Here is a 22081-nt window from a genome sequence, read left to right as displayed (position 1 = left end):
CGTTAGCTTCCCCTTTTTTTGCCTTCAGATCAGCACACTCAGCCAGGCTGAGCCCAACAGCAGCAAGGCCATGATTCGGTTGAAGGCTTGTATGGCCCTGGGTGCGTGCAAGAGCCGGCTCGACCCGGCACCCAATACGGCCCAGGCGCCGAGGCAGGGCAAGGCGATCAGGAAAAACACCAGGGACAGATACACCACCTGGCGCTGCCCACCCTGGCCAGCGAACACACTGACCACCGCCAGCGCCATCATCCAGGTTTTGGGGTTGATCAATTGCAGGGCCGCGGCGCCCAACAGGCCCAAGGGTTTATGCGCGTCATCGGCATTGATGGCCTGGGCTGGCGCCCTGAAGATCTGCCAGGCCAGGTAACTCAGCCAAGCCACACCGGCCCACTGCATCGCCGTTTGCACGTTGGGCAGTTGCACTAATGACTGACCCACACCGCAACCCACCAGCAGCACAATCCCCGATGCCCCCACGCAAGCCCCCATAATGATTGGCAGCGCAGCCTTGAAACCGTAACGGGCACTGTTGCTGAGCACCAGGATATTGGTCGGGCCGGGGGTGATGGAGGCGACAAAGGCGAACAGCATGAAAGGCACGAAGGTGGACAGCATGGTGGGGGACTCCAGTGAACGCATCAAGGGAGTCCATCTTCACAAGCCTGCGCGTGACCGGTCTGGAAGATTTGTGCAGCGCTTGCGGTACGCGGCCGGTGTCAGCCCATAAGCACGCATGAACCAGCGGCCCAAATGACTTTGGTCAGCGAAACCCAGGGCCATCGCCACGTCTGCCGGTTGGTCGCCCTTGGCCAATAAATACCGGGCCCGTGCCAGGCGCAGTTGCACCAGATAAGCGTGGGGTGGCAGGCCGAAGGCGCTCTTGAAGGCGCGGCTCAGGCGAAAGCGGTCGACGCCGCAGGCCTGCGCGAGTTCATCCATGCCCACGTCCTGATGCAGATGGGCGTGCAAGTATTCCCGCGCCTTGTGCGCCACCTGCGGCAAGCGCGGGTCATCGCGGTAGCGCATGCGCCAGTAGAGCTGGCCGGTGAGGTGTTCCAGCAAGTGGTCCAGCGCACTTTGCCGCACGATCCGCAGTTCGCCGTGATGCAAACTCTGGAATGCATGGCTGGTGGCCAGGGCCAGGCGCGGATCGCTGGCCAGGGTGCTGGCGAAACTCAGTTGATGATGGGCGGGTGCTTCCTCGAAGACACTGCAGATTTCTCGCTCCAGCCAGTGCGGGTCGAGGTAGAGCATGCGGTAAGTGAAGCCGTCGACCGTCGGGGCATTGCCGTCGTGGAGTTCCCCAGGCTCCAGCAGGAACACCTGCCCCGGCACGCTGTCATGGCGCATGCGCCGACAGTTGAATTGCTGCACGCCTTGTTCGGTCACGCCCACCAGGTAGCTGTCGTGCCAATGGGGGTCATACGCATGGCCTTCAAAATGCGCGCGCAGGGTCTCGATGCCGGTGTCGGCGTCCTGGGACAGGTCGATCCAATTGTGCGCAGGCATACAACACCGAGGCTAAAAGTGAAGGGCTATTAGCGGCGACGCCGGGAGGGGCGTCTAGAAGGTTTGTGCAGTCTAGCCAAACAACCCGGCGGCGATGTTGATCGAAAAGCCCAGAATGGCCGTGTTGAACAAAAAACCGATCAACGACTGCCCCAGCACCACCTTGCGCAGGCCACGGGTGGCGACCCCCACATCCGAGGTTTGTACGGCCACGCCGATGGTGAAGGAGAAATACAGGAAATCCCAGTAGTTGGGGGTGAGCAAGCCTTCGGCAAAACGCAAGGCGGGTTCCTTGCCTGGCCAGGTGTAATAGAGCCTGGCGTAGTGCACGCTGAAAATCACCCCGATCAGCAGCCAGGAGCCGATCACCGTCAGCCCGGTAAAGCCGTAGTGCAGCAAGCGCTCGGAAGGGGCCAGGTCCTTGCTGCCCACCAGTTCGAAGGTGATGGTGGCCAGGCTGGCGATGGCGGCGATGCACACCATGAACAGCACCAGGCCGGCGTTTTCATCTTCGACCTCGGCGATGCGCTTGACGTCCTCGGCCTTGGCGCGAATGGTCAGCCACAGCATCAAAACAAGGTAGGTCCAGACTCCGGCGTTCCAGCCGATGAGGATTTTGCTGGCGAGGGTGTCGGCCGGCACCAGGAGGCCGACGGCCAGGCCCAGTACGGCGGCGGATGAGAGGCGAGGGTGGGTGCGGGCGAGGAAGGGCATGGTGGCTCACAGATAACTATGTGTGAGCACCATAGCTTATTCGGGTGTGCCTGATCATGAATGCCATCAACAACCCTGTGGGAGATGGTTTGCCTGCGATGACGGCCTTCCAGCTGACGCCTATCTACCTGACACCCCACAATCCAACTGTGGGAGCGGGCTTGCTCGCGAAGGCGGTATGGCAGGTGACGCAGTTGGATTGTGTACATATCCATTGCTGCGGTAACGGCCACTTAGGGTTCCGCCCTGACGGCGGCTCACTTTTGAACAGCGCAAAAGTAAGCAAATGTATGGTCAGCCCACCTCCTGCAACCACAGGCGATGAGCGGTAAAGCATGCTTGCGCTAATGTATCCGGGCTCATAGTTGGCAGTTTCACCGCTCGGCCCTTGATGAATAGTCGCTCCCGCCTGTCCTTGAAAAACGCTTCAGCTTCGAAAGCTGTTTTGCTTACCAGGTTTTCAAGCAGGATCTGAGCTGTTTATCGTCATCATCGTTGTCGTCGCAAAAGCCGGTAGTGTTTCGCTCAAGTCACCAACTGCGCGTTGTAGCTGCCTCCACGAGCTAAAACGGCCCATACGATTCTTGCCAATTTATTGGCTAAGGCGCAGGCAACCTTGTTTGGGTGCTTTCGTGCAAGGAGGTCTCTGCACCACCTTCCAAGAGCATCGTTGCGTTTGTCGATCCGCACCAACACTGCCCGCGAACCTTGGACCAGAAGCTTTCGAAGATACTTATCACCACGTTTGCTGATGTTCAAAAGGACGGTTTGGTCGCCTGTTGAGTATTGCCTCGGCACCAGTCCTAGCGAAGCGGCAAAGTCTCGAGCCGAATGAAAATTGGAAGCGTCCCCGATGTCGGCCAGCAGCGCGCTAGCGATGATCGGGCCGATGCCGGGGATGCTCATTAAGCGTGTTCCCGCATCATCAGCTGCCACTTGCTCTTTGATACTTCGGTCAATTGCCTTTATTTCCCCGGTGAGCCGTTTGATCTCTTCCAGCAGATATTCAATATCGCACTTCAGCTGTTGAGGCAGCTCTGCGGCAGGATCGTCCAGAATTTGGTGAATCTGATTCATCGCCGCTTTTGTCGCAGGCAACGCAATTCCAAACTCAAGCAAGAACCCATGAATGCGATTTATGGTTTGAGTTCGATGACCTACCAGCGCCTCTCGAAGGCGGTGCTGGGTCGAAAGCACTTGCTGCTCCACTGTCTTGATCGCGACGTAGCGCGTTCTGGGGCGGGACGCGGCTTCACAGATGGCAGCAGCATCGATGTAGTCGTTTTTATTGCCGGTAACGTAAGGTTTTACATGTTGCGGCGCGATCAACTTCACTTGATGCCCGAAAGATATAAGTTTTCTGGCAAGCCAGTGCGAACCGCCGCAAGACTCCATCACGATGGTGCAAGGCTTTAGTTTTGCAGCGAACTCAAGCAAGCGATTGCGATTGAATTTCTTGCGTAGTACTTCATGGCCTTTGCCGTTGTGCCCGATGAGATGAAAAGTGCTTTTTCCAATATCCAGGCCAAGCAGTTCCAAGGTGTCCATGAGAGGTCTCCTCAAGTAAGTGAGAACCCCGGTAAGTCTAGATTTACCGGGGTTCCCGTGCCGGGCTGACCATCTCATTAACGCTCTTGCCCCACCACTCGGCACCTCGCCTAGGCTCGGTGTGCCCGAACGCAGGCTTGAATCCGTGGGCCGCCGCCACGCGCCATCCATGGCGCGGGGCGGCTAACCCGGCGTCCTGCCGGGTTACCCACGAATTCAAGCCTGCGTTCGGCCAGCGTGGTTTAACGGGGCGCCTTAGATCAAGATCAAAAGCAGATCAAGATCAAGAGCGGCTCGCTTCGCATCGTGGTTACCGGCGACGGGTTCAACCTGCAAGCCACCACCTTTCGCTACGGCGTTGATCAGTCTGGTTTATGGCGCTTGCGCACCAGCTTCATCACCACCACAAAAAATACTGGCACAAACACCACCGCCAATGTCGCCGTGACCATCCCGCCAATCACGCCGATGCCAATCGCCTGTTGGCTGGCCGAGCTGGCCCCGGTGGCAATTGCCAAGGGCACCACGCCGAGGATGAACGCCAGGGACGTCATGATGATCGGCCGCAACCGCAACCGCGCTGCCTTCAAGGTGGCGTCGATCAAGTCCTCGCCCTGGTCATACAGGTCCTTGGCAAACTCGATGATCAGGATCGCGTTCTTCGCCGACAGGCCGATGATGGTGATCAGGCCGACCTTGAAGAACACATCGTTAGGCATCCCGCGAAGCGACACGGCCAACACTGCGCCCAGTACCCCAAGCGGCACCACCAGCAACACCGAGGTGGGGATCGACCAGCTTTCATACAGCGCGGCCAGGCACAGGAACACAATAAGCAACGACAGGCCCAACAGCAGCGGTGCCTGGGAGCCGGACAAGCGCTCCTGCAACGACAAGCCCGTCCATTCCTGGCCCAGCCCGGCAGGCAGTTGGCTGACCAAACGCTGGATTTCGTTCATGGCCTCGCCCGTACTATGCCCCGGCGCCGCTTCGCCGCTGATGGCGATGGCCGGGTAGCCGTTGTAACGGGTCAACTGCGTTGGGCCCTGGGTCCACTTGGCCTGGACAAACGCCGACAACGGCACCATCTTCCCGGCGTTGTTGCGCACGTGGATCTTCATCAGGTCGGCCACCTGGCTGCGTTGGTCGCCTTCGGCCTGTACCACCACGCGCTGCATGCGGCCCTGGTTGGGGAAGTCGTTGATATACGCCGAACCGATCGCGGAGGACAGCACGTTGCCCACGTCGGCAAACGAAACGCCCAAGGCGTTGGCCTGCTTGCGATCCACTTCCAGCTGCACTTGCGGCGCTTCGGCCAGGGCGCTTTCGCGCACGTTGGCCAGGATCGGGCTTTTCGCAGCGGCGTCCAGCAATTCGGTGCGCGCGGCCATCAACCCGGCATGGCCGACGCCACCGCGGTCTTGCAGGCGGAACTCAAAGCCACTGGACGTGCCCAGGCCGTCTACCGGTGGCGGCAGAACGGCGTAGGCAATCGCGTCCTTGAGTTCGCTGAGGGCCATGTTGGCGCGATCGGCAATCGAGGCAGCGGAGTCATCACTGCCACGTTCCGACCAGTCCTTGAGCGTGGTAAACGCCAGCGCCGCGTTCTGCCCGGAACCGGAAAAACTGAAGCCCATGATCATGGTGGTATCACCCACGCCAGGCTCGCCTGCGTTATGCGCCTCGATCTGTTCGGCCACCTGCACCGTACGGTTCTTGCTGGCCCCCGGCGGCAACTGGATATCCGTGATGGTGTAGCCCTGGTCTTCCACCGGCAGGAACGAGGAGGGCAGGCGACTGAACAACAGCCCCATGCCCACCAGCAAGACCAGGTAGATCAGCAAGTAGCGGCCGCTGCGCTTGAGGGCATAGGCCACCCACCCTTCGTAGCGGTTGGTGAGTTGGTCAAAGCGCTGGTTGAACCAGCCGAAGAAACCACCCTTGGCATGGTGCTCGCCCTTGGCAATCGGCTTGAGCAAGGTGGCGCACAGGGCCGGGGTCAAGGTCAGGGCCAGGAACGCCGAGAACAGGATCGAGGTGGCCATCGACAGCGAGAACTGCTGGTAGATCACCCCCACCGAACCCGGCATGAAGGCCATCGGCAGGAATACCGCCACCAGCACCAAGGTGATACCCACGATAGCCCCGGTGATCTGGCCCATGGCTTTCTTCGTCGCTTCCTTGGGCGACAGGCCTTCGGTGGCCATGATCCGCTCGACGTTTTCCACCACCACGATGGCATCGTCCACCAGGATACCGATGGCCAATACCATGCCAAACATGGTCAGCACGTTGATCGAGAAACCCAGCAGCAACATGGTGGCGAAGGTGCCCATCAGCGCAATCGGCACTACCAGCGTGGGGATCAGGGTGTAGCGCACGTTCTGCAGGAACAGGAACATTACCGCAAACACCAGCGCCATCGCCTCCAGCAAGGTGTAGACCACCTTGGTGATCGAGATTTTGACGAACGGCGAGGTGTCGTAAGGGATTTTGTATTCCACATTGGCCGGGAAGTAGCGTGACAGTTCATCCATCTTTGCCCGCACCAGGGTCGCGGTGTTCAGGGCGTTGGCGCCTGGCGAAAGCTGCACGCCGACGGCGGTGGACGGCTTGCCGTTCAGGCGCGTGGAAAACTGGTATTCCTGGCTGCCGACTTCCACCCGCGCTACATCGCCGATGCGCACGGTGGAGCCGTCGGGGTTGGCCTTGAGCACGATGTCGGCGAATTCGGCCGGGGTGGACAGTTGCCCTTTGACCAGCACCGCCGCAGTGATCTCCTGGGTGTGAGTACCCGGCAGATCACCGATGCTGCCCGCGGAAACCTGGGCGTTCTGGGCGCTGATCGCGGCGTTGACGTCGGCCGGCGTAAGGTTGAAGCCGATCAGCTTCTGCGGGTCGATCCAGATGCGCATGGCACGTTCGGCGCCATACAACTGGGCCTTGCCGACGCCGTCCAGGCGCTTGAGCTCGTTCATCACGTTGCGCGCCAGGTAATCGCTGAGCGCTACGTCGTCGAGCTTGCCGTCGTTGGAGGTCAGGGTGACGAGCAGCAGGAAGCCGGCGGAGACTTTCTCCACCTGCAAGCCCTGCTGGGTTACCGCTTGCGGCAGGCGCGGCTCGACGACCTTGAGTCGGTTCTGCACATCCACCTGGGCCATTTCCGGGTTGGTGCCCGGTTGGAAGGTCGCGGTAATGGTCGCCGAGCCCAGGCTGCTCTGGGATTCGAAATACAGCAGGTGGTCGACACCGTTGAGCTCCTGCTCGATCAGGCTGACCACGCTCTCATCCAAAGTCTGGGCCGAGGCGCCGGGGTAGACCGCATAGATTTCCACCTGCGGCGGCGCGACGTTGGGGTACTGGGCCACCGGCAACTGCGGGATGGCCAGCGCACCGGCCAGCAGGATGAACAAAGCCACCACCCAGGCGAAGATCGGGCGGTCAATAAAGAACTGCGGCATGACGGGTTATTCCTTTACGAGCGGGCTGTCGTCCACTTCAACTTTTTCACCGGGGCGTGCATGTTGCAGGCCCTCGACGATGATGCGGTCGCCGGGCTTGAGGCCACTGGTGACGATCCAGCGATTGTCGATCACCGCGCCCAGTTCCACCGGTTGCTGGCTGACGGTTTGCTCGGCATCCAGCAGCAACACCATCGGGATACCGGCGCTGTCACGGGTAATGGCGCGTTGCGGCACGCTGAGGCCTTGCTTGTCGACGGCCTGTTCGACACGCACCCGCACAAAGCTGCCCGGCAGCAGGTCGAGGTCCGGGTTGGGGAACTCGCTGCGCAGAATGATCTGCCCGGTGCCCGGGTCGACGCTGATGTCGGCAAACAGCAATTTTCCCGGCAATGGGTACTGGCTGCCGTCGTCCTGGATCAAGGTGGCCTTGGCTTGGTCCTGGCCGACCTGCTTCAAGCTGCCGGCACGAAACGCACGGCGCAGCTCGTTCAGCTCACGGGTGGACTGGGTGAGGTCGGCGTGGATCGGGTCCAGTTGCTGGATAATCGCCAACGGCGTCGCCTCGTTCTGGCCCACCAGTGCGCCTTCGGTTACCAGGGCACGGCCGATGCGCCCGGAAATGGGGGCGGTCACGGTGGCATAGCCCAGGTTCAATTTGGCACGCTCGACGGCGGCTTTGTTGGCAGCCACTTCGGCGTTGGTCTGGCGCAAGGTGGCGCGGGCGTTGTCGTATTCCTGGGCGCTGATGGCGTTGCCTTCAACCAATTGGCTGTAGCGCTGCTCTTGCAGGCGCGCCTGGAACGCATTGGCCTCGGCCTTGCTCAGGTTGGCCTGGGCACTGTCCAGGTCGGCCTTGAACGGCGCCGGGTCAATACGGAACAACACGTCGCCTTGCTTGACGTCGTGGCCTTCGTTGAACACCCGCTGCATGACCACCCCGGCGACCCGTGCGCGTACTTCGGCGATACGCGGTGCGGCGATGCGCCCGCTCAGTTCGCTGGTAATAGAGAGGGGCTTGGCCTGCAGGGTTTCGATCCGCACTTTGGCCAGGGGCATTTGTGGCGCCTCGTCTGCCGACTGACCACACGCGCTCAGCGCCAGGGTGAGGGCCAACAGGCAAAACGGCGCAAATAGATTCTTCGACATGCTCTTATCCCAATATTGACTGGCGCATCCTAGGGGCACCTGCGCCGTGGTGCTGTGAAGCTGTGTAGCGGGTCTGTGAAGAAGTGTAAGGTACGGCGCGCAGGGCGCCGGGGGCGTATATCCTTGCACAATCCTGCAACACACCAACAAACCGCATTATTTGGAAACACCATGCCCAACATCCTCCTGGTGGAAGACGACGCCGCACTCTCCGAGCTGATTGCCAGCTACCTGGAACGCAATGGCTACCACGTCAGCGTGCTCAGCCGTGGCGACCATGTCCGTGAACGCGCACGCCTGAACCCACCGGACCTGGTGATCCTCGACCTGATGCTGCCGGGTCTCGACGGCCTGCAGGTGTGCCGCTTGCTGCGCGCCGATTCGGCGGGCCTGCCGATCCTGATGCTGACCGCCCGCGATGACAGCCACGACCAGGTACTGGGCCTGGAGATGGGCGCCGACGACTACGTGACCAAACCCTGCGAGCCGCGCGTATTGCTGGCCCGGGTGCGCACATTGCTGCGTCGCAGCAGCCTGTCCGAACCCCAGGTGGCCAGCGACCAGATCGTCATGGGCAACCTGTGCATTGATTTGTCCGAGCGCACCGTGACTTGGCGCGAGCAGGTGGTGGAGCTGTCCAGTGGTGAATACAACCTGCTGGTGGTGCTGGCCCGGCACGCTGGGGAAGTGCTCAGCCGCGATCAGATCCTGCAACGCCTGCGCGGTATCGAGTTCAACGGTACCGACCGTTCGGTGGACGTGGCCATCTCCAAGCTGCGGCGCAAGTTCGACGACCATGCGGGCGAGGCGCGCAAGATCAAGACGGTGTGGGGCAAGGGGTATCTGTTCAGCCGTTCCGAGTGGGAATGCTGAACCATGTTTCGCGTACTGCTGCGCCTCTACCTGATCACCATCGTCACCTACAGTGCGGCGATTTACCTGATTCCCAAGCTGGTGATCCAGCTGTTCGAACACCGCTACATGGACTACAACATCGAACAGTCTCGCGGCCTGCAAAAGCTCATGGTCAAGCAGTACCAGCGGGCGCCGGTGGAGCGCTGGTCCCAGGTGACCGACCAATTGAGCCATGATTTTGCACCGCTGAAGGTGCAATTGTTGCTGCGTCAGGATGCCCGCTATACCCCTGAGGAAGAACAGCTACTGGAGCAAGGCAAGCCAGTGATCCGCCTGGGCGAATGGGGCTGGATGGAAGAAATCAGTTCGCCGATCAACCAGCAGTTCGCAGTCAAGTTGACTGTGCCGCCAGACCCGCTGGACATGAACCTGCTGTACTGGTCGATGAACGTGCTGGTCGGCGCCGCCTTGCTGGCGTGCCTGCTGGTGTGGCTGCGTCCGCACTGGCGTGACCTGGAACGCTTGAAAAGCACCGCCGCGCTATTGGGCAAGGGCCATCTGGAGGCGCGTACGGGGCTCGCCCCCAGCTCCAGCATTGGCGGCCTGGCGGCGGTATTCGACACCATGGCCGACGATATCGAGCGCCTCTTGAACCAGCAGCGCGATTTGCTCAATGCGGTCTCCCATGAACTGCGCACGCCGCTCACCCGCCTGGACTTCGGGCTGGCCTTGGCGCTCTCCGAAGACTTGCCCGCGGCCAGCCGCGAGCGCCTGCAAAGCCTGGTGGCGCATATTCGGGAGCTGGATGAGCTGGTGCTGGAATTGCTGTCTTACAGCCGCCTGCAAAACCCGGCGCAATTGCCCGAGCGGGTAGAGGTGGCGCTCGACGAGTTTATCGACAGCGTGTTGGGCAGTGTCGACGATGAGCTGGAAAACCCCGATATCGTCATCGATGTGGTGCTCGATTGCGCCGTGGAGCGCTTCAGCCTCGACCCGCGCCTGACTGCCAGGGCCTTGCAGAACCTGCTGCGCAATGCGACGCGCTACTGCGACAAGCGCATCCAGGTGGGCGTGCGCGTATGCCCCAAAGGCTGTGAAATCTGGGTGGACGACGATGGCATCGGCATACCGGTGGACCAGCGCGAGCGCATCTTTGAGCCGTTCTACCGCCTGGACCGTAGCCGCGACCGCGCCACCGGCGGCTTTGGCCTGGGCCTGGCGATCAGCCGGCGCGCCCTGGAAGCCCAGGGCGGCACCTTGACGGCCCTGGCGTCGCCCCTGGGCGGGGCGCGGTTTCGTGTGTGGCTGCCTAACCTTTCATGATCAAAGCACTTTGACTGCGCGGCCAATCCCGTGGATCGGCCCGGTGGGTTTGCCGGTAGGCGAGCCATTGGGCCCTTCCAGCGTCAGTTCAAACAACTGGTTCGGCGCCAGCGGTGGCAGCTTGTCCAGGGGTATCGACAAGGTCTGCCCCGGTTTTACCAGCCCCAAGGAGACGGGACCCTGCCAGCCATCGGCCTTGGTCCAGAACTCCAGGGCTTTGTCAGCGGGAATCTCCATCACCCCCAGTGGGATCAACTGAATCTGCTGATTATCACTGGCCTGCACCACCCAGCCCGGTGCCTGGCTTTGCGGCGCCATCAGCACCACCACGAAGCTGGGTGCGGGCATGGGCGGGCGCGTCAGTAATAAAGCCGCCAGCACCACGCTTGCCATCAGGCCAGCGGCAGAAAGCCCGCGCCAGAACGCCAGCAGGTTCCACCACGGCACGCTCGTTTCGGTGGGCTTGATGCGGCGTTCAATACGCCGCCACAGCTGTGCCGAAGGCGGCACCGGTTGCGCCAGCGCCACCAGAGGCAACAAGCGCTGCTCCCAGGCATCCACCGCTGCGCGTAGCGGCGCATCATGGGCCAGGCGTTGTTGCACCTGCGCGCGTTGTTCGGCGGGCAGGGTTCCCAGCACGTATTCGCTGGCCAGTTCATCCAGGCTGTCGTTCATGCCATGCACTCCCGCAAGGCGGCGAGGCTGCGTTTGATCCAGGCTTTGACTGTGCCTAAGGGGGTACTGAGTTTTTGCGCGATTTCGCTGTGGGAGTAACCGTCCACATAGGCATGCAGGATGCAGGTGCGGCGCGTCGGGTCGAGCCGTTCCAGGCATTGGTGGATCTGCCCGGAGCGCGCGGCAAACTCGATGGCCTGGGCCGGCTCTGCCAGCGCTTCGTACTGGTCGTCCAGTGGCACGTCACGCCCGGCGCTGCGTACAACGTCCAGGGCCAGGTGGCGAGTCACGCTGAACACCCAACCGCGTGCGGAGCCTCGCAGGGGGTCGAAACTGCGCGCGCCGTGCCAGATCTTGATAAAGGCGTCATGCACGATGTCCTCGGCCAGGGCCTTGTTGCGGGTAATGCGCAGTGCCACACCGAGCAGGCGGCTGCTGTCCTGCTCATAGAGCTGATGCAGGGCGCGTTGATCGCCGCGGGCGCAGGCTAACAGGCACATTTCATAATCGAAGATGATTTCAGCCAAACCAGAATTCCTGCCACTGAGGAGACGTCTACGCGTGGTAGGCGCGAGGTTGCTCGCGCCTACCTGGCCAGCGTAGCTGAGTTTGCTCAGTTGGCGGCCCAGAAGATGTAGTCCGCCTGGTATTTCACCACTTCCTTGGCGCCTTTGTTCGCCGTGGTGCAGGGCGTAGCGGGAGCGACCCCGCCTTTGAGCGCAACCCGCTGGATATACGCCACGCCGCTCATCGCACCTTTGCCCTCGGCCGGGTTGGCCTTGACCAGTTGATAGGGCAGGTTACCCGGGCTTGACGGCGCCACTGCCAATTGCGTGCCGGTGATGGTCGAGCCGTCCTTGGCCTGCCAGGTGGCGGGTGGGCCGAAGTAGGTGCCGACCTGCTGGCCGTTACGGTCGTTCAACACGGCTTTGGGGCCGACGAAGGTCCACTCGGTCTGGCCGGCAGCGTTGGCCTTGTCGCGGCATTCGTAGGTGATTTCGCCGACCCCGGTGGTTTGCATCGCCACCTTGTGGCCATCCGGCACCTTGATGCTGTCTGGCAGGCCTGCCTGGGCAAACGCCGGCGGTGCGGCGATGAGCAGACCGGTCAAGCACAGCAGTGTTTTAGCGTTCATGGTGTTTCTCCATTGGGTAGAACAGCAGGGTTACGTTGATGACTACGGCCCAGGCCCGCCCATTGGATGCAGTGCTTTGCAAAAAAAGTGAAGATTTCCAAAAAAGCATAAACTCAGATCGCATCGGTATAAGTGGTTATAAGAAAAATCGCTATCCTGCGGCCAGAAATTTATAAGGCCGCGGGTAGCTGGAATGGATGTAGGTAATATTGGTTTCGTGGTTGCCGGCCTGATCGTGGGTTTTATCGTGGGCATGACCGGGGTGGGCGGCGGTTCGCTGATGACCCCGATCCTGCTGTGGTTTGGCATCAACCCGGCCACCGCGGTGGGCACCGACCTGCTGTACGCCGCCATTACCAAGTCCGGTGGCGTGCTGGTGCACAGCAAGAACAAGAACATCGACTGGACCATTACCGGCTGGCTCACCCTGGGCAGCGTGCCGGCGGTGTTGCTGACGTTATGGTTCCTGGCCAGCCTGCACACCGACCCCAGCGCGATGAACGCGGTGATCAAGCAGGCCTTGGGCGTGGTATTGCTGCTGACGGCCCTGGCGATTCTGTTCAAGAAAAGCTTGTTGGCCTTTGCCCAGCGTCATGCTGGCGATTCCTATCATCTGCGCCCGCGTAATCTGAACGCGCTCACTGTCGTGACGGGTGCGATCCTCGGCACCATGGTGGCCCTGACCTCCATCGGCGCTGGCGCCCTGGGTACGGTGGCGCTGTTTATCCTGTACCCGTTCCTGGCCACGCGGCGCCTGGTTGGCACCGAGATCGCCCATGCGGTGCCCCTGACCTTGGTGGCGGGCCTGGGCCATGCCAGCATGGGGAATATGGACTGGCATTTGCTGGGGTTTTTGCTGATGGGGTCGTTGCCGGGGATCTATGTGGGCAGCCATATGACGGGCAAGATTCCCGATGGGGTACTGCGGCCGTGTCTGGCGGTGATGTTGATGGCGGTGGGGTACAAGTTGGCGTTCTGAGTGCTCTGTTTGACACGCCTTGATCCAACTGTGGGAGCTGGCTTGCCTGCGATGACGGCCTCCCAGCCGGCACCTATCTACCTGACACCCTGCGGTTAAACTTGTGGGAGCGGGCTTGCTCGCGAAGGCGGCCTGACAGGCGACACAGTTGGATTGGGTACATATCCATTGCTGCGGTAACGGCCACTTAGGGTTCCGCCCTGACGGCGGCTCACTTTTGAAAAGCGCAAAAGTAAGCAAAACGCTCTTGCCCCACCACTCGGCACCTCGCTTGGGCTCGGTGTGCCCGTAATCCGCCAGTGATTTGGGGGGCCGCCGCCACGCGCCATCCATGGCGCGGGGCGGCTAAACCGGCATCCCTGCCGGTTTACCCCCCAAATCCCTGTCGAATTCCGGCCAGCGTGGTTTGACGGGGCGCCTAAGATCAAAAGCAGATCAAGATCAAGAGCTACTCGCTTCGCATCGTGGGTACGCTTGGCGCCGGTCGCCACTGTTGCTCCAGCAACAGCAGATCCACAAACTACTGCGATTCCAAACACTGGCAAGCCAGCGCTTCAATCCCCCTTTTTGCCCCGTAACCTCCACGCTACGGGCATTTGCCTGCCCCTGGCACGCTTGCTGCGTAAGCCCTTGTACATCCCATGTGCGAGGTACCGTCCGATGAGTCAGCAAGCCGTGAAATTTGCCTATTGGGTACCCAACGTCAGCGGTGGGTTGGTCGTCAGTAAGATTGAACAGCGCACCCACTGGGGTATCGAGTACAACCGCAAGCTGGCGCAACTGGCGGAGGCGGCGGGCTTTGAGTATGGCTTGACGCAGATTCGCTTTACCGCAGGCTATGGCGCCGAGAACCAGCATGAGTCCGTGGCGTTCAGCCATGCGTTGCTGGCGGCGACCACTACCCTCAAGGTCATCGCGGCGATTCTGCCCGGGCCGTGGCAACCGGCGTTGGCGGCCAAGCAATTGGCGACTATCGACCAACTCACCAATGGCCGTATTGCGGTGAATATCGTCAGTGGCTGGTTCAAGGGCGAGTTCCAGGCCATTGGCGAGCATTGGCTGGAGCACGATGAGCGCTATAGGCGCTCCGAAGAGTTTATCCGTGCCCTCAAAGGCATCTGGACCCAGGACGATTTCACCTTCAAGGGCGATTTCTATCGCTTCAACCATTACACCCTCAAGCCCAAGCCCCTGGGCCAGCCGGAGATTTTCCAGGGCGGCAGTTCGCGGGCGGCGCGGGATATGGCGGCGCGGGTGTCGGATTGGTATTTCACCAATGGCAACACGCCCGAAGGCGTCAAGGCCCAGGTCGATGATATTCGCGCCAAGGCCGCTGCCAACCACCATTCGGTGAAGGTGGGGGTGAACGCCTTTGTGATCGCCCGCGACACGGAGGAGGAGGCGCGGGCGGTGCTGGCGCAGATCATCGACCAGGCCGACCCGGAAGCGGTCAACGCTTTTGGTGATGCGGCCAGGCAAGCGGGCAGGGCGTCGCCGGAGGGCGAGGGCAACTGGGCCAAGTCCAGCTTTGAGGACCTGGTGCAATACAACGATGGCTTCAAGACCAACCTGATCGGCACACCGCAGCAGATCGCCGAGCGCATCGTCGCACTCAAGGCCGTGGGGGTGGACCTGGTGCTTGCAGGCTTTCTGCACTTCCAGGAAGAAGTGGAGTATTTCGGAAAACGGGTATTGCCGCTGGTGCGCGAAATGGAAGCCAAGGCCACTGTAGGAGAGAGCTCGCTCGCGAAAAACGTGAACGAAAAAGTGGGGAGCCTGGTTTAACGTGTAGTCCTTGCGGCCTTCGCGAGCAAGCTCGCTCCTACAGGGTTTGAGGGGTGTGAAGGTTTTGAGGGGTTTGCAAGGTCAACACTTCAAACCCATCTGCCGTCACCGCCACGGTATGTTCCCATTGCGCCGAGAGGCTGTTGTCCTTGGTCACCACCGTCCAACCGTCTTTCAGGCTGCGGGTTTTGGCGCTGCCCTGGTTAAGCATCGGTTCAATGGTAAACACCATGCCTTCGCGCAGTTGCAGGCCGGTGCCAGGCCGGCCGAAGTGCAGGATTTGCGGTTCTTCATGCATTTGCCGGCCGATGCCGTGGCCGCAGTATTCGCGCACCACGCTGTAGCCGTTGGCTTGCGCATGGCTCTGGATCGCATGGCCGATATCGCCCAGGCGCGCGCCGGGCTTGACCTGGCGGATACCGGCCCACATCGCCTCGAAGGTCATGTCCACCAGGCGCCTGGCCTTGGGCGTCACGTTGCCGATCATGTACATCTTGCTGGAGTCGGCAATGAAGCCGCCTTTTTCCAGGGTGATGTCGATGTTGATGATGTCGCCGTCCTTGAGAAACTGCTTGGCGCTGGGCATGCCGTGGCACACCACCTCGTTGATCGAGGTGTTGATGCAAAAGGGGTAGTCGTATTGCCCCAGGCTGGCAGGGCGGGCCTTGAGGTCATTGCGGATGAAGGCTTCGACGGTGCTGTCCAGCTCCAGGGTAGAGCGGCCGGCGGCGACGAAGCCGTCGAGCATGTCGAAGACTTGCGCCAACAGGCGCCCGGCTTCACGCATCACGGCCAACTGTGCGGGGGTCTTGATCATCAGCTGCGCCCCCGGATCAGGTCGGGTTTGTCCAGCAACAGCTTGTTGATCAGCTCGTTGTAGGGCAGGTGCGGGTTGAGTTCGGCGAGCAGGCCGATCTTGATCCAGAACTCGGCCTGGGCGTTGATGGAGCGGTCCATGGCGGCGCTGGCCAGGCGCAGTTGTTCGTGCAGTTGATCGGTAATCTTGACGATGCCCATGAGGTTCACTGTGTTTAATTGATATACGAATCGTATATGTTTCGTATGTTTATCGCAAACCACCGGGTGGTGGGCTGATTGGTTGCGATATGTTGCCGAAAAAAGGATTTCCACATAAATGCCTGCCCCCCACGCAGCGGGTTAAACGTTTAATCGATGGAGTTCGACGATAATGCCAAAAAGAGTGTTTTGTTTAATATGAGCAAGCGGTTTGCTTATGAGGAAAGGTTACAACCACGGCGGTTTTTGCCGAGTAGGCTTATTGATTGAACGCGTCTTCCAAGGTTGGTAAGACGTGGCAGGCAAGTGCCTGCCGGTTACATATACATGTTGGCAGTCTCAAAAAAGGAGAGGTTAGCCATGCTTTCAGAACTAGAGCTTCGCAGCATTATTGAAGGAAGTTTCCTGCCTAAACGGTGCGAATGCACCAAAGCCGAAGACGCCTCGTTGACGATCAAGGTCTACGACGACCGCGACCGTGACCGGGTGGATTTGGAAGTCAAAGGTATACACCCTGACAAGCTCGACAGCAGTCGAGCGATTTGCAACCTGATCACCGGGTTGCGTGAAGACCTCAAGCACAGTCACGCACCGGTGCTGCACCGCGCCAGCGGGCGCGGCTATCATTAAGTGATCGCTTGGGTGTAAGTCGACCCCGTGGGCCTGGTATTTACCAGGCCCAATGCTGACCAGCCTTCAGCTTTACCAGCGCGCTCTCAGGCCGACAGTGCCGCTGATACCTTCAAAGTCATTGGCGTCCAACTGGGTTCCATACTTGCCCTCCATATACACGCTGAACGCGGACGACAATTGAGCCACGACGCCTGCGCCAAAATCGATCGTGGAGGCCTTGTGATCGCTCTTGATGCGGTCTACATCGTCGAACGTCACCGTGTCCCTACCGCCGAAGGTGTGCCAGACATTGGCCCGCAGGTACGGCTCCACCGGCATGTTGCTGACCAGATAGCGGCCCTTCAGGCGTGCGCCGAGGCGGCCGGTCCAGTACTCCTGAGAGTCGAAGGAGACCTTGGAAATACCATCGTGCTGGCTATCCAGGTCGATCTTCTGGCCAATAACCTGCGCCTGTGGCTCCACGACCCAATGCTCCGACAGTGTGAGCGGGTAGCCGGCCTCGGCGGATAACGCCAGGGCATGGCCCTTGGTGTCCATCTTCAGCCCTCGGTCGGACTTGTTGTTGCCCTCCAGGCGCGTGCCCATGGCAACCAGGTCGACGTACCAGCCGGTGGGATCTGTGAGGGTCCAATAGGCGCCAACGTTGTCACCGTCGAGTTTGACCCGTCCGGCACGATGGTTCTGCCAGCCCAGCGCAAACCCTTTGACGTCGCCGCGCAGGCGGCTTTGGCCGATAAACAGGCCAAAGCGCTGCGTCTGCCCGCCGCTGGTTTCGGCCGCGTACAGGTCATGACCCACCTGAAAGCCTTTGACCGTGCCGTCAAAACTGGGCGCTACCGTGCCCGACCAACTCTTGTTGAAATCACTGCCATAGGCCCGGCCCCAGCCTGCCGGCACTGCGCCTGTCTCGGTCAGCAGGCTTTGCTCGCCCTGGCGTTCATGGAAGGTACCTAAGGCTTGCAGCGTCATGATCTGCGCAGCGGGAATGTCCACTGAATAGATCGGCACTTCCGGGCGATACAACGGAATCGGCTCGGCACCGGCGATAGCGGTTGGCAACGGCGGGTTGCTCGCCGCGGACTGCGGTGAGTGGGCCGCCGCAACCTGGTTGGGTGCTGGCGCAGGGGGCTCGACCGGTGCTACCGGTTGCGCGGTCGGGGGTTCGACAGGCGGCTCGTCCGGGTCGACTACTGGCGGATTTGCCGGAATGGGCGCTACGGGCACAGCGGGCGTCACCGGCGGCGTCGGCGTCACCACGGCTGGCGGTTGCACCGCGACCACTGAGGATCGCAGGTACCAGTTGTGTTCCGTGCCAGCGACGGTGCCGCCGTGGAATAGAAAGTATTGAAAGGCCCCAGCGGATACCGGGTGATTCAAAGCGAACGCATCGGGGCTGCTGACCGCACCGTTAAGCGCCTGGACCACCTCGATTCCGTCATTGCGGGTAAGCCCACCGACACCGCCAAGGTTGCTGACGGCCAATTGCGTGTGACCGCTGATACTGCCGTCCGATACCACCAGTTTGTCGGTGGCTGAGTTTTCATCGCCGAGTACGGTGTGCAGATGCAACTGGCCGTTGTTGCCCACGTAGTTGCCATGCACCGTCAACACACTGGTCGCGCTGTTGTCAGCGGTCATGTCGACAGTCCCGGCGTTATTGAGCGTCGCCAGTTGGCCGGCGGTGTAGGGGAGGATGCTGCCGTTGACCACGACCAGTTTACTGCTGCTGTCGATGTTGATTGCGCCTTTGCCAGTGCCACTGTCGCCCACGAAAAACTCCCCGGCCAGGTCCAGGCGCGAGTTGTTGGTGAGGTTGACCGTCTCCCAGCCAATGTAGCGTGCAGCGGTGCTGGAGGTGGTGGCGTCGAAGGTCAGTTGATCGTTGCCCAGGCCACCATCGATAGAGGGCGTGTGGGTCAGCGTGCTTTCACTCAAGCCTTGCAGCAGGGCGGTGTCGTCACCATCACCCATCAATACCGCCGAGTTGATCTGGCCGCCACCTAGCCATTGGAACGTATCGTTGCCGACACTGGCGCGAATCTCGCCATTGATCACGCCACCGCTGACGGTGATGTTGTCATCGCCGCCGCTGGTGCTGATGTTGCCACCGATGAAACCTTTTAAAATGCGGATTGTGTCGATATCAAAACCTGTGACCAGGTTGCCTTCAATGATCCCCCCGGTCATTTCATAGAAGTTCTTGTCCAGCTTCATATTGACCCGGCCAATGGTGCCACCGCTCTGGTAGGCCAAGTCGCCGTCTTCAAAGGCGCCAATGATTCTGCCGCCCGTCATGTAGAAGATGTCGAGGCCATCGCCTTGGAACAGGGCGTCGATCAGCCCATCCTCCATATTGAAACGGTCGACACCGGCGCCTTGCTGCACAATTGCGGAGACCACGCCGCCGCGGATGTCCACCGTATCCATTCCAGGACCAAAGGTGACGTTGCCATTGATGGTGCCGCCTGTGGAGAGCGTCAGGCTGTTATCCCCGGAAAGATCGGTCAAGCCGGGACTGCTGCCGTTGTCGCACGTATAGGTATCGTTACCGGTTCCCGGGGTGAGAACGCAGGCGGCGTGGGAGGGTTGAGGGGTCATGTACTGCAATGAGATGAGGCCGACAGCTAAAACGGCCCGGGTCGAGAAACCACTGGGCTTTTGCATGGGGGTGTCCTAGGTTTGTTGTAATAACTGCTCCTGTTTTTGGGTTTAGCACAGTTTTTCAGTAGTGCAATTTTTTGGTACATGCCACGCAGGCCAAGGAATACGTGGCCTGCGTGATGGCACTTTGAGATTTTAGCCGCTCAGCTCAACCCAATTGGTGACGATAGGGCAGGTCTGGGCCGGTCTTGCCGCAGGTCAGTGCGGCGGCACGAATCGCGAAGGCCAGCATGGCGTCGATCTGCTCGCGGCTAAGGTTTTGCAGCCCGTCAACCGAGTCCAACTGCTGTTCCGTCAGCCACGCAATCAGCGCCGCCTGGAAGGTATCGCCAGCGCCCACCGTATCGGCCATCACCACCTTGACCGCAGGTTGCGACCAGGTGCCATGCTGGCGGCTGAATACCGACGCACCGTCGCCGCCACGGGTGAGGAACACCAATTGGCAACGGTGTTGCAGCCAGCCTTGCAGCACGCTTTCCGGTGACAGGTCGGGGTAGAGCAGGTGCAGGTCTTCGTCGCTGACCTTGATCAGGTCGGCGTGTTGCACCAGCTCTGCGACGCGTGCGCGCCACAGGTGAATATCGGGCTGCGGGTTAAGGCGTACGTTGGGGTCGAGGCTGATCAAGCGCTTGCCGCTTTCACGCTTGACCAGGCTGAGCAGCGTGTCACCAATGGGTTGTACCACCAGTGAAAACGAGCCCACATGCAGCCCGCGAATCTCGTCGCCCAAAGGTGGCAAGTGGGTCAGTTGCAATTGCCGGTCGGCGCAGCCTTCGCCGCGAAAACTGTACTGCGGCGAGCCGTTGGCACCCACGGCGACCATCGCCAGGGTGGTCGGCGCGTCGAACCCCACCAGAAAGCGCTCGCTGATGCCTTCGTCTTTCAGTACCTGCTGCAAGCGCCGTCCGAGGTAATCGGTGGACAGGCCGGTAAAGAACCCGGACTCGATCCCCAGGCGGCGCAAACCCACCGCCACGTTGAACGGCGAGCCACCGGCAATCGCCTTGTAGTTGAGCTTGGCGGCCTGCCCGCTGGCATCCTCCTCGCTGAAAAAATCAAACAGCGCTTCACCACACACCAGATACATAGTCGCTCGCTCTTAAAGGGTTGCCACGTGCTGTTGATAACGCTCATACGCTTGTTGATAGGCGCTGACATTGGCGGCCACGGGTAAAGTGCGGCTGGCCGGGTCGATGCTCACGCATTTGTCGCACAGGCTGGCCAGCGATTCGCCGCTCTGGCACCACGCTGCCTGGATGGCCGCGCCCAAGGCGGCGGCCTCGCTCTGTTCGGTACACACCACTTCGGTGTGCATGATATCGGCGACCATCTGCCGCCACAGCGGGCTTTTCGAGCCGCCACCGATCAGGCGGATGCTCTGGCTTTGCAGGCCGGTCTGGCGCAGCAGGTCGAGGCCATAACGCAGGCCGAAGGTGGTGCCTTCGACCACCGCGCGGCACAGGTTGGCACGGGTCAAGTTCGTCATCGTCAGGCCCTGCAGGCTGCCGGTGGCGTGGGGCAGGGCGGGCACGCGTTCGCCGTTGAGAAACGGCAGCATGCTCACCCCATCGGCGCCGATCGGCGCGTGTTCGACCAGGGCGTTGAAGGCGTCGAGGTCCAGTTCGAGCAGCTCGCGAATCACCCCGGTGGCGTTGGTCAGGTTCATGGTGCAGATCAGTGGCAGCCAACCGCCGCTGGAGGAGCAGAAGGTCGCCACCGAGGCCTGGGGGCTGACGTTCGGCTGGTCGGCAAAGGCATACACGGTGCCCGATGAACCGAGGCTCATGGTGATCACGCCGGGGGCGATATTACCGGTGCCAATGGCGCCCATCATATTGTCGCCGCCGCCACTGGACACCACGGCGTTGGGGTTGATGCCCAGGCGTTCGGCAATGGCCGGCAGGATCGTGCCCACCGCTTGGTCCGCTTCGATCAGTGTCGGCAACGCGGCTTGCAGGCGGCCGCTGGGGTCGATGTGCTGGAGCAACGCCATATCCCATTCGCGGCGGCGCACGTTGAAGTAACCGGTGCCCGATGCATCGCCGTACTCGGCGCAGGCGCGGCCGGTGAGCCAGTAGTTGAGGTAGTCGTGGGGCAGCAGGATATGGGCAATGCGGGCGAAGACGTCGGGGTGCTGTTCAAGGGTCCAGAGCAGCTTGGACACGGTGTAGCCCGGTGCGATGGCCACGCCCAGGCGCTCCAGGGACCCGCGTTCGCCACCCAGATGCTGCAGCAGCCGGTCGTTCTCCGGCGTGGTTTCGGTGTCGCACCACAGCTTGGCCGGGCGCAACACTTCACCTTGTTCGTCCAGTAGCACCAAGCCATGTTGCTGGCCGGATACGCCGATGCCGAGGATGTCCTGGCCATCCACGCCAGCCTGTTGCAGGGCGCGGTGGGTGGCTGCGGTGAAGGCGTCCAGCCATTCCTGGGTGTTTTGTTCACGACGGCCATTGGCGCCGCTGATCAAGCTGTGCGCGGCCGCGCCCAGGCCCAGCACCTTGCCGCTGGACGCATCGAGGACGATGGCCTTGGTGCCCTGGGTGCCGCAATCGATGCCGAGGTAAAGGTTTTGCTGGGTCATGAGGGGCTCCTGTAGGAGCGAGCTTGCTCGCGAAAATCCCATGGGCGCCGCGC

General features: G+C 61.1%; 20 protein-coding genes. 6 read left to right on the top strand and 14 right to left on the bottom strand.

All coding sequences use genetic code 11. The features are described from left to right. Positions 1-24 precede the first annotated feature (24 nt). The 3 genes from HU731_RS03165 to HU731_RS03155 all read right to left on the bottom strand — a co-directional run bounded on the left by HU731_RS03165 (position 25) and on the right by HU731_RS03155 (position 2226). Positions 25-618 carry a LysE family translocator gene (locus HU731_RS03165; protein ID WP_186609328.1) on the bottom strand — a complete coding sequence of 198 codons (594 nt, stop codon included), beginning with the start codon at positions 616-618 and terminating at the stop codon, positions 25-27. A gap of 39 nt (positions 619-657) precedes the next feature. Further along, positions 658-1512: an AraC family transcriptional regulator gene (locus HU731_RS03160; RefSeq protein ID WP_186609289.1), complete on the bottom strand. Its 855-nt coding sequence runs from the start codon at positions 1510-1512 to the stop codon at positions 658-660. Between the two features lie 72 nt (positions 1513-1584). Next, positions 1585-2226, bottom strand: coding sequence for a DUF1345 domain-containing protein (locus HU731_RS03155; protein ID WP_069558968.1), 642 nt, complete (start codon positions 2224-2226; stop codon positions 1585-1587). Between the two features lie 56 nt (positions 2227-2282). Here HU731_RS03155 and HU731_RS03150 point away from each other — a divergent pair, with 56 nt between their 5' ends. Continuing rightward, positions 2283-2558, top strand: a complete 276-nt coding sequence (locus HU731_RS03150; RefSeq protein WP_217894829.1) for a hypothetical protein — start codon at positions 2283-2285, stop codon at positions 2556-2558. A gap of 193 nt (positions 2559-2751) precedes the next feature. Here the strand turns inward: HU731_RS03150 and HU731_RS03145 are convergent, their stop codons facing one another. The 3 genes from HU731_RS03145 to HU731_RS03135 form a co-directional block, all read right to left on the bottom strand. Beyond that, positions 2752-3774, bottom strand: coding sequence for an IS110 family RNA-guided transposase (locus tag HU731_RS03145; RefSeq protein ID WP_186609620.1), 1023 nt, complete (start codon positions 3772-3774; stop codon positions 2752-2754). A 362-nt stretch (positions 3775-4136) separates the two neighbouring features. Then, on the bottom strand, positions 4137-7235 hold the full coding sequence (locus HU731_RS03140) for an efflux RND transporter permease subunit (protein WP_186608481.1): 3099 nt from the start codon (positions 7233-7235) through the stop codon (positions 4137-4139). Positions 7236-7241: 6 nt separating this feature from the next. Continuing rightward, the gene (locus HU731_RS03135; RefSeq protein ID WP_186608482.1) at positions 7242-8384 is read right to left on the bottom strand and encodes an efflux RND transporter periplasmic adaptor subunit; all 1143 of its coding nucleotides are present in this window, start codon (positions 8382-8384) and stop codon (positions 7242-7244) included. Between the two features lie 171 nt (positions 8385-8555). Here HU731_RS03135 and HU731_RS03130 point away from each other — a divergent pair, with 171 nt between their 5' ends. Further along, entirely contained in the window at positions 8556-9257 is a 702-nt protein-coding gene (locus tag HU731_RS03130) for a response regulator (protein WP_186608483.1), read from the top strand. A 3-nt stretch (positions 9258-9260) separates the two neighbouring features. Then, a complete protein-coding gene (locus HU731_RS03125; RefSeq protein ID WP_186608484.1) occupies positions 9261-10562 on the top strand; it encodes an ATP-binding protein in 1302 nt (433 codons plus the stop codon). Here the strand turns inward: HU731_RS03125 and HU731_RS03120 are convergent, their stop codons facing one another. The 3 genes from HU731_RS03120 to HU731_RS03110 form a co-directional block, all read right to left on the bottom strand. Continuing rightward, on the bottom strand, positions 10563-11237 hold the full coding sequence (locus HU731_RS03120) for an anti-sigma factor (protein WP_186608485.1): 675 nt from the start codon (positions 11235-11237) through the stop codon (positions 10563-10565). It abuts the gene before it with no gap. Beyond that, positions 11234-11764 (bottom strand): sigma-70 family RNA polymerase sigma factor, encoded by a 531-nt coding sequence (locus HU731_RS03115; RefSeq protein ID WP_186608486.1) that lies wholly within the window; start codon positions 11762-11764, stop codon positions 11234-11236. Before HU731_RS03115 ends, HU731_RS03120 begins: the two co-directional genes overlap by 4 nt. Positions 11765-11850: 86 nt before the next feature. After that, positions 11851-12372 (bottom strand): DUF3455 domain-containing protein, encoded by a 522-nt coding sequence (locus HU731_RS03110; RefSeq protein WP_186608487.1) that lies wholly within the window; start codon positions 12370-12372, stop codon positions 11851-11853. Between the two features lie 193 nt (positions 12373-12565). On the opposite strand from HU731_RS03110, the gene HU731_RS03105 reads away from it, so the two are divergent. Further along, complete coding sequence (locus HU731_RS03105; protein WP_054897461.1) at positions 12566-13351, top strand: sulfite exporter TauE/SafE family protein; 786 nt, start codon at positions 12566-12568, stop codon at positions 13349-13351. A gap of 660 nt (positions 13352-14011) precedes the next feature. Then, entirely contained in the window at positions 14012-15136 is a 1125-nt protein-coding gene (gene sfnG, locus HU731_RS03100; RefSeq protein WP_186608488.1) for a dimethylsulfone monooxygenase SfnG, read from the top strand. Between the two features lie 37 nt (positions 15137-15173). Here the strand turns inward: sfnG and map are convergent, their stop codons facing one another. After that, on the bottom strand, positions 15174-15953 hold the full coding sequence (gene map / locus HU731_RS03095; protein WP_186608489.1) for a type I methionyl aminopeptidase: 780 nt from the start codon (positions 15951-15953) through the stop codon (positions 15174-15176). Next, a complete protein-coding gene (locus HU731_RS03090; protein WP_003190946.1) occupies positions 15953-16153 on the bottom strand; it encodes a ParD-like family protein in 201 nt (66 codons plus the stop codon). Before HU731_RS03090 ends, map begins: the two co-directional genes overlap by 1 nt. A 360-nt stretch (positions 16154-16513) precedes the next feature. On the opposite strand from HU731_RS03090, the gene HU731_RS03085 reads away from it, so the two are divergent. Then, on the top strand, positions 16514-16783 hold the full coding sequence (locus HU731_RS03085; protein WP_186608490.1) for a DUF1652 domain-containing protein: 270 nt from the start codon (positions 16514-16516) through the stop codon (positions 16781-16783). 72 nt (positions 16784-16855) lie between these two features. Here HU731_RS03085 and HU731_RS03080 read toward each other — a convergent pair whose 3' ends face one another. The 3 genes from HU731_RS03080 to xylB form a co-directional block, all read right to left on the bottom strand. Then, a complete protein-coding gene (locus HU731_RS03080; protein WP_186608491.1) occupies positions 16856-19450 on the bottom strand; it encodes an autotransporter family protein in 2595 nt (864 codons plus the stop codon). Positions 19451-19595: 145 nt separating this feature from the next. Beyond that, positions 19596-20534, bottom strand: coding sequence for a carbohydrate kinase family protein (locus HU731_RS03075; protein WP_186608492.1), 939 nt, complete (start codon positions 20532-20534; stop codon positions 19596-19598). A gap of 12 nt (positions 20535-20546) precedes the next feature. Continuing rightward, positions 20547-22028 carry a xylulokinase gene (xylB, locus tag HU731_RS03070; RefSeq protein WP_186608493.1) on the bottom strand — a complete coding sequence of 494 codons (1482 nt, stop codon included), beginning with the start codon at positions 22026-22028 and terminating at the stop codon, positions 20547-20549. Positions 22029-22081: the final 53 nt, after the last annotated feature.

The organism is Pseudomonas salmasensis, from assembly GCF_014268375.2.
Classification (GTDB): Bacteria; Pseudomonadota; Gammaproteobacteria; order Pseudomonadales; family Pseudomonadaceae; genus Aquipseudomonas; species Aquipseudomonas salmasensis.
This window is presented reverse-complemented; position numbering and strand designations above follow the sequence as displayed.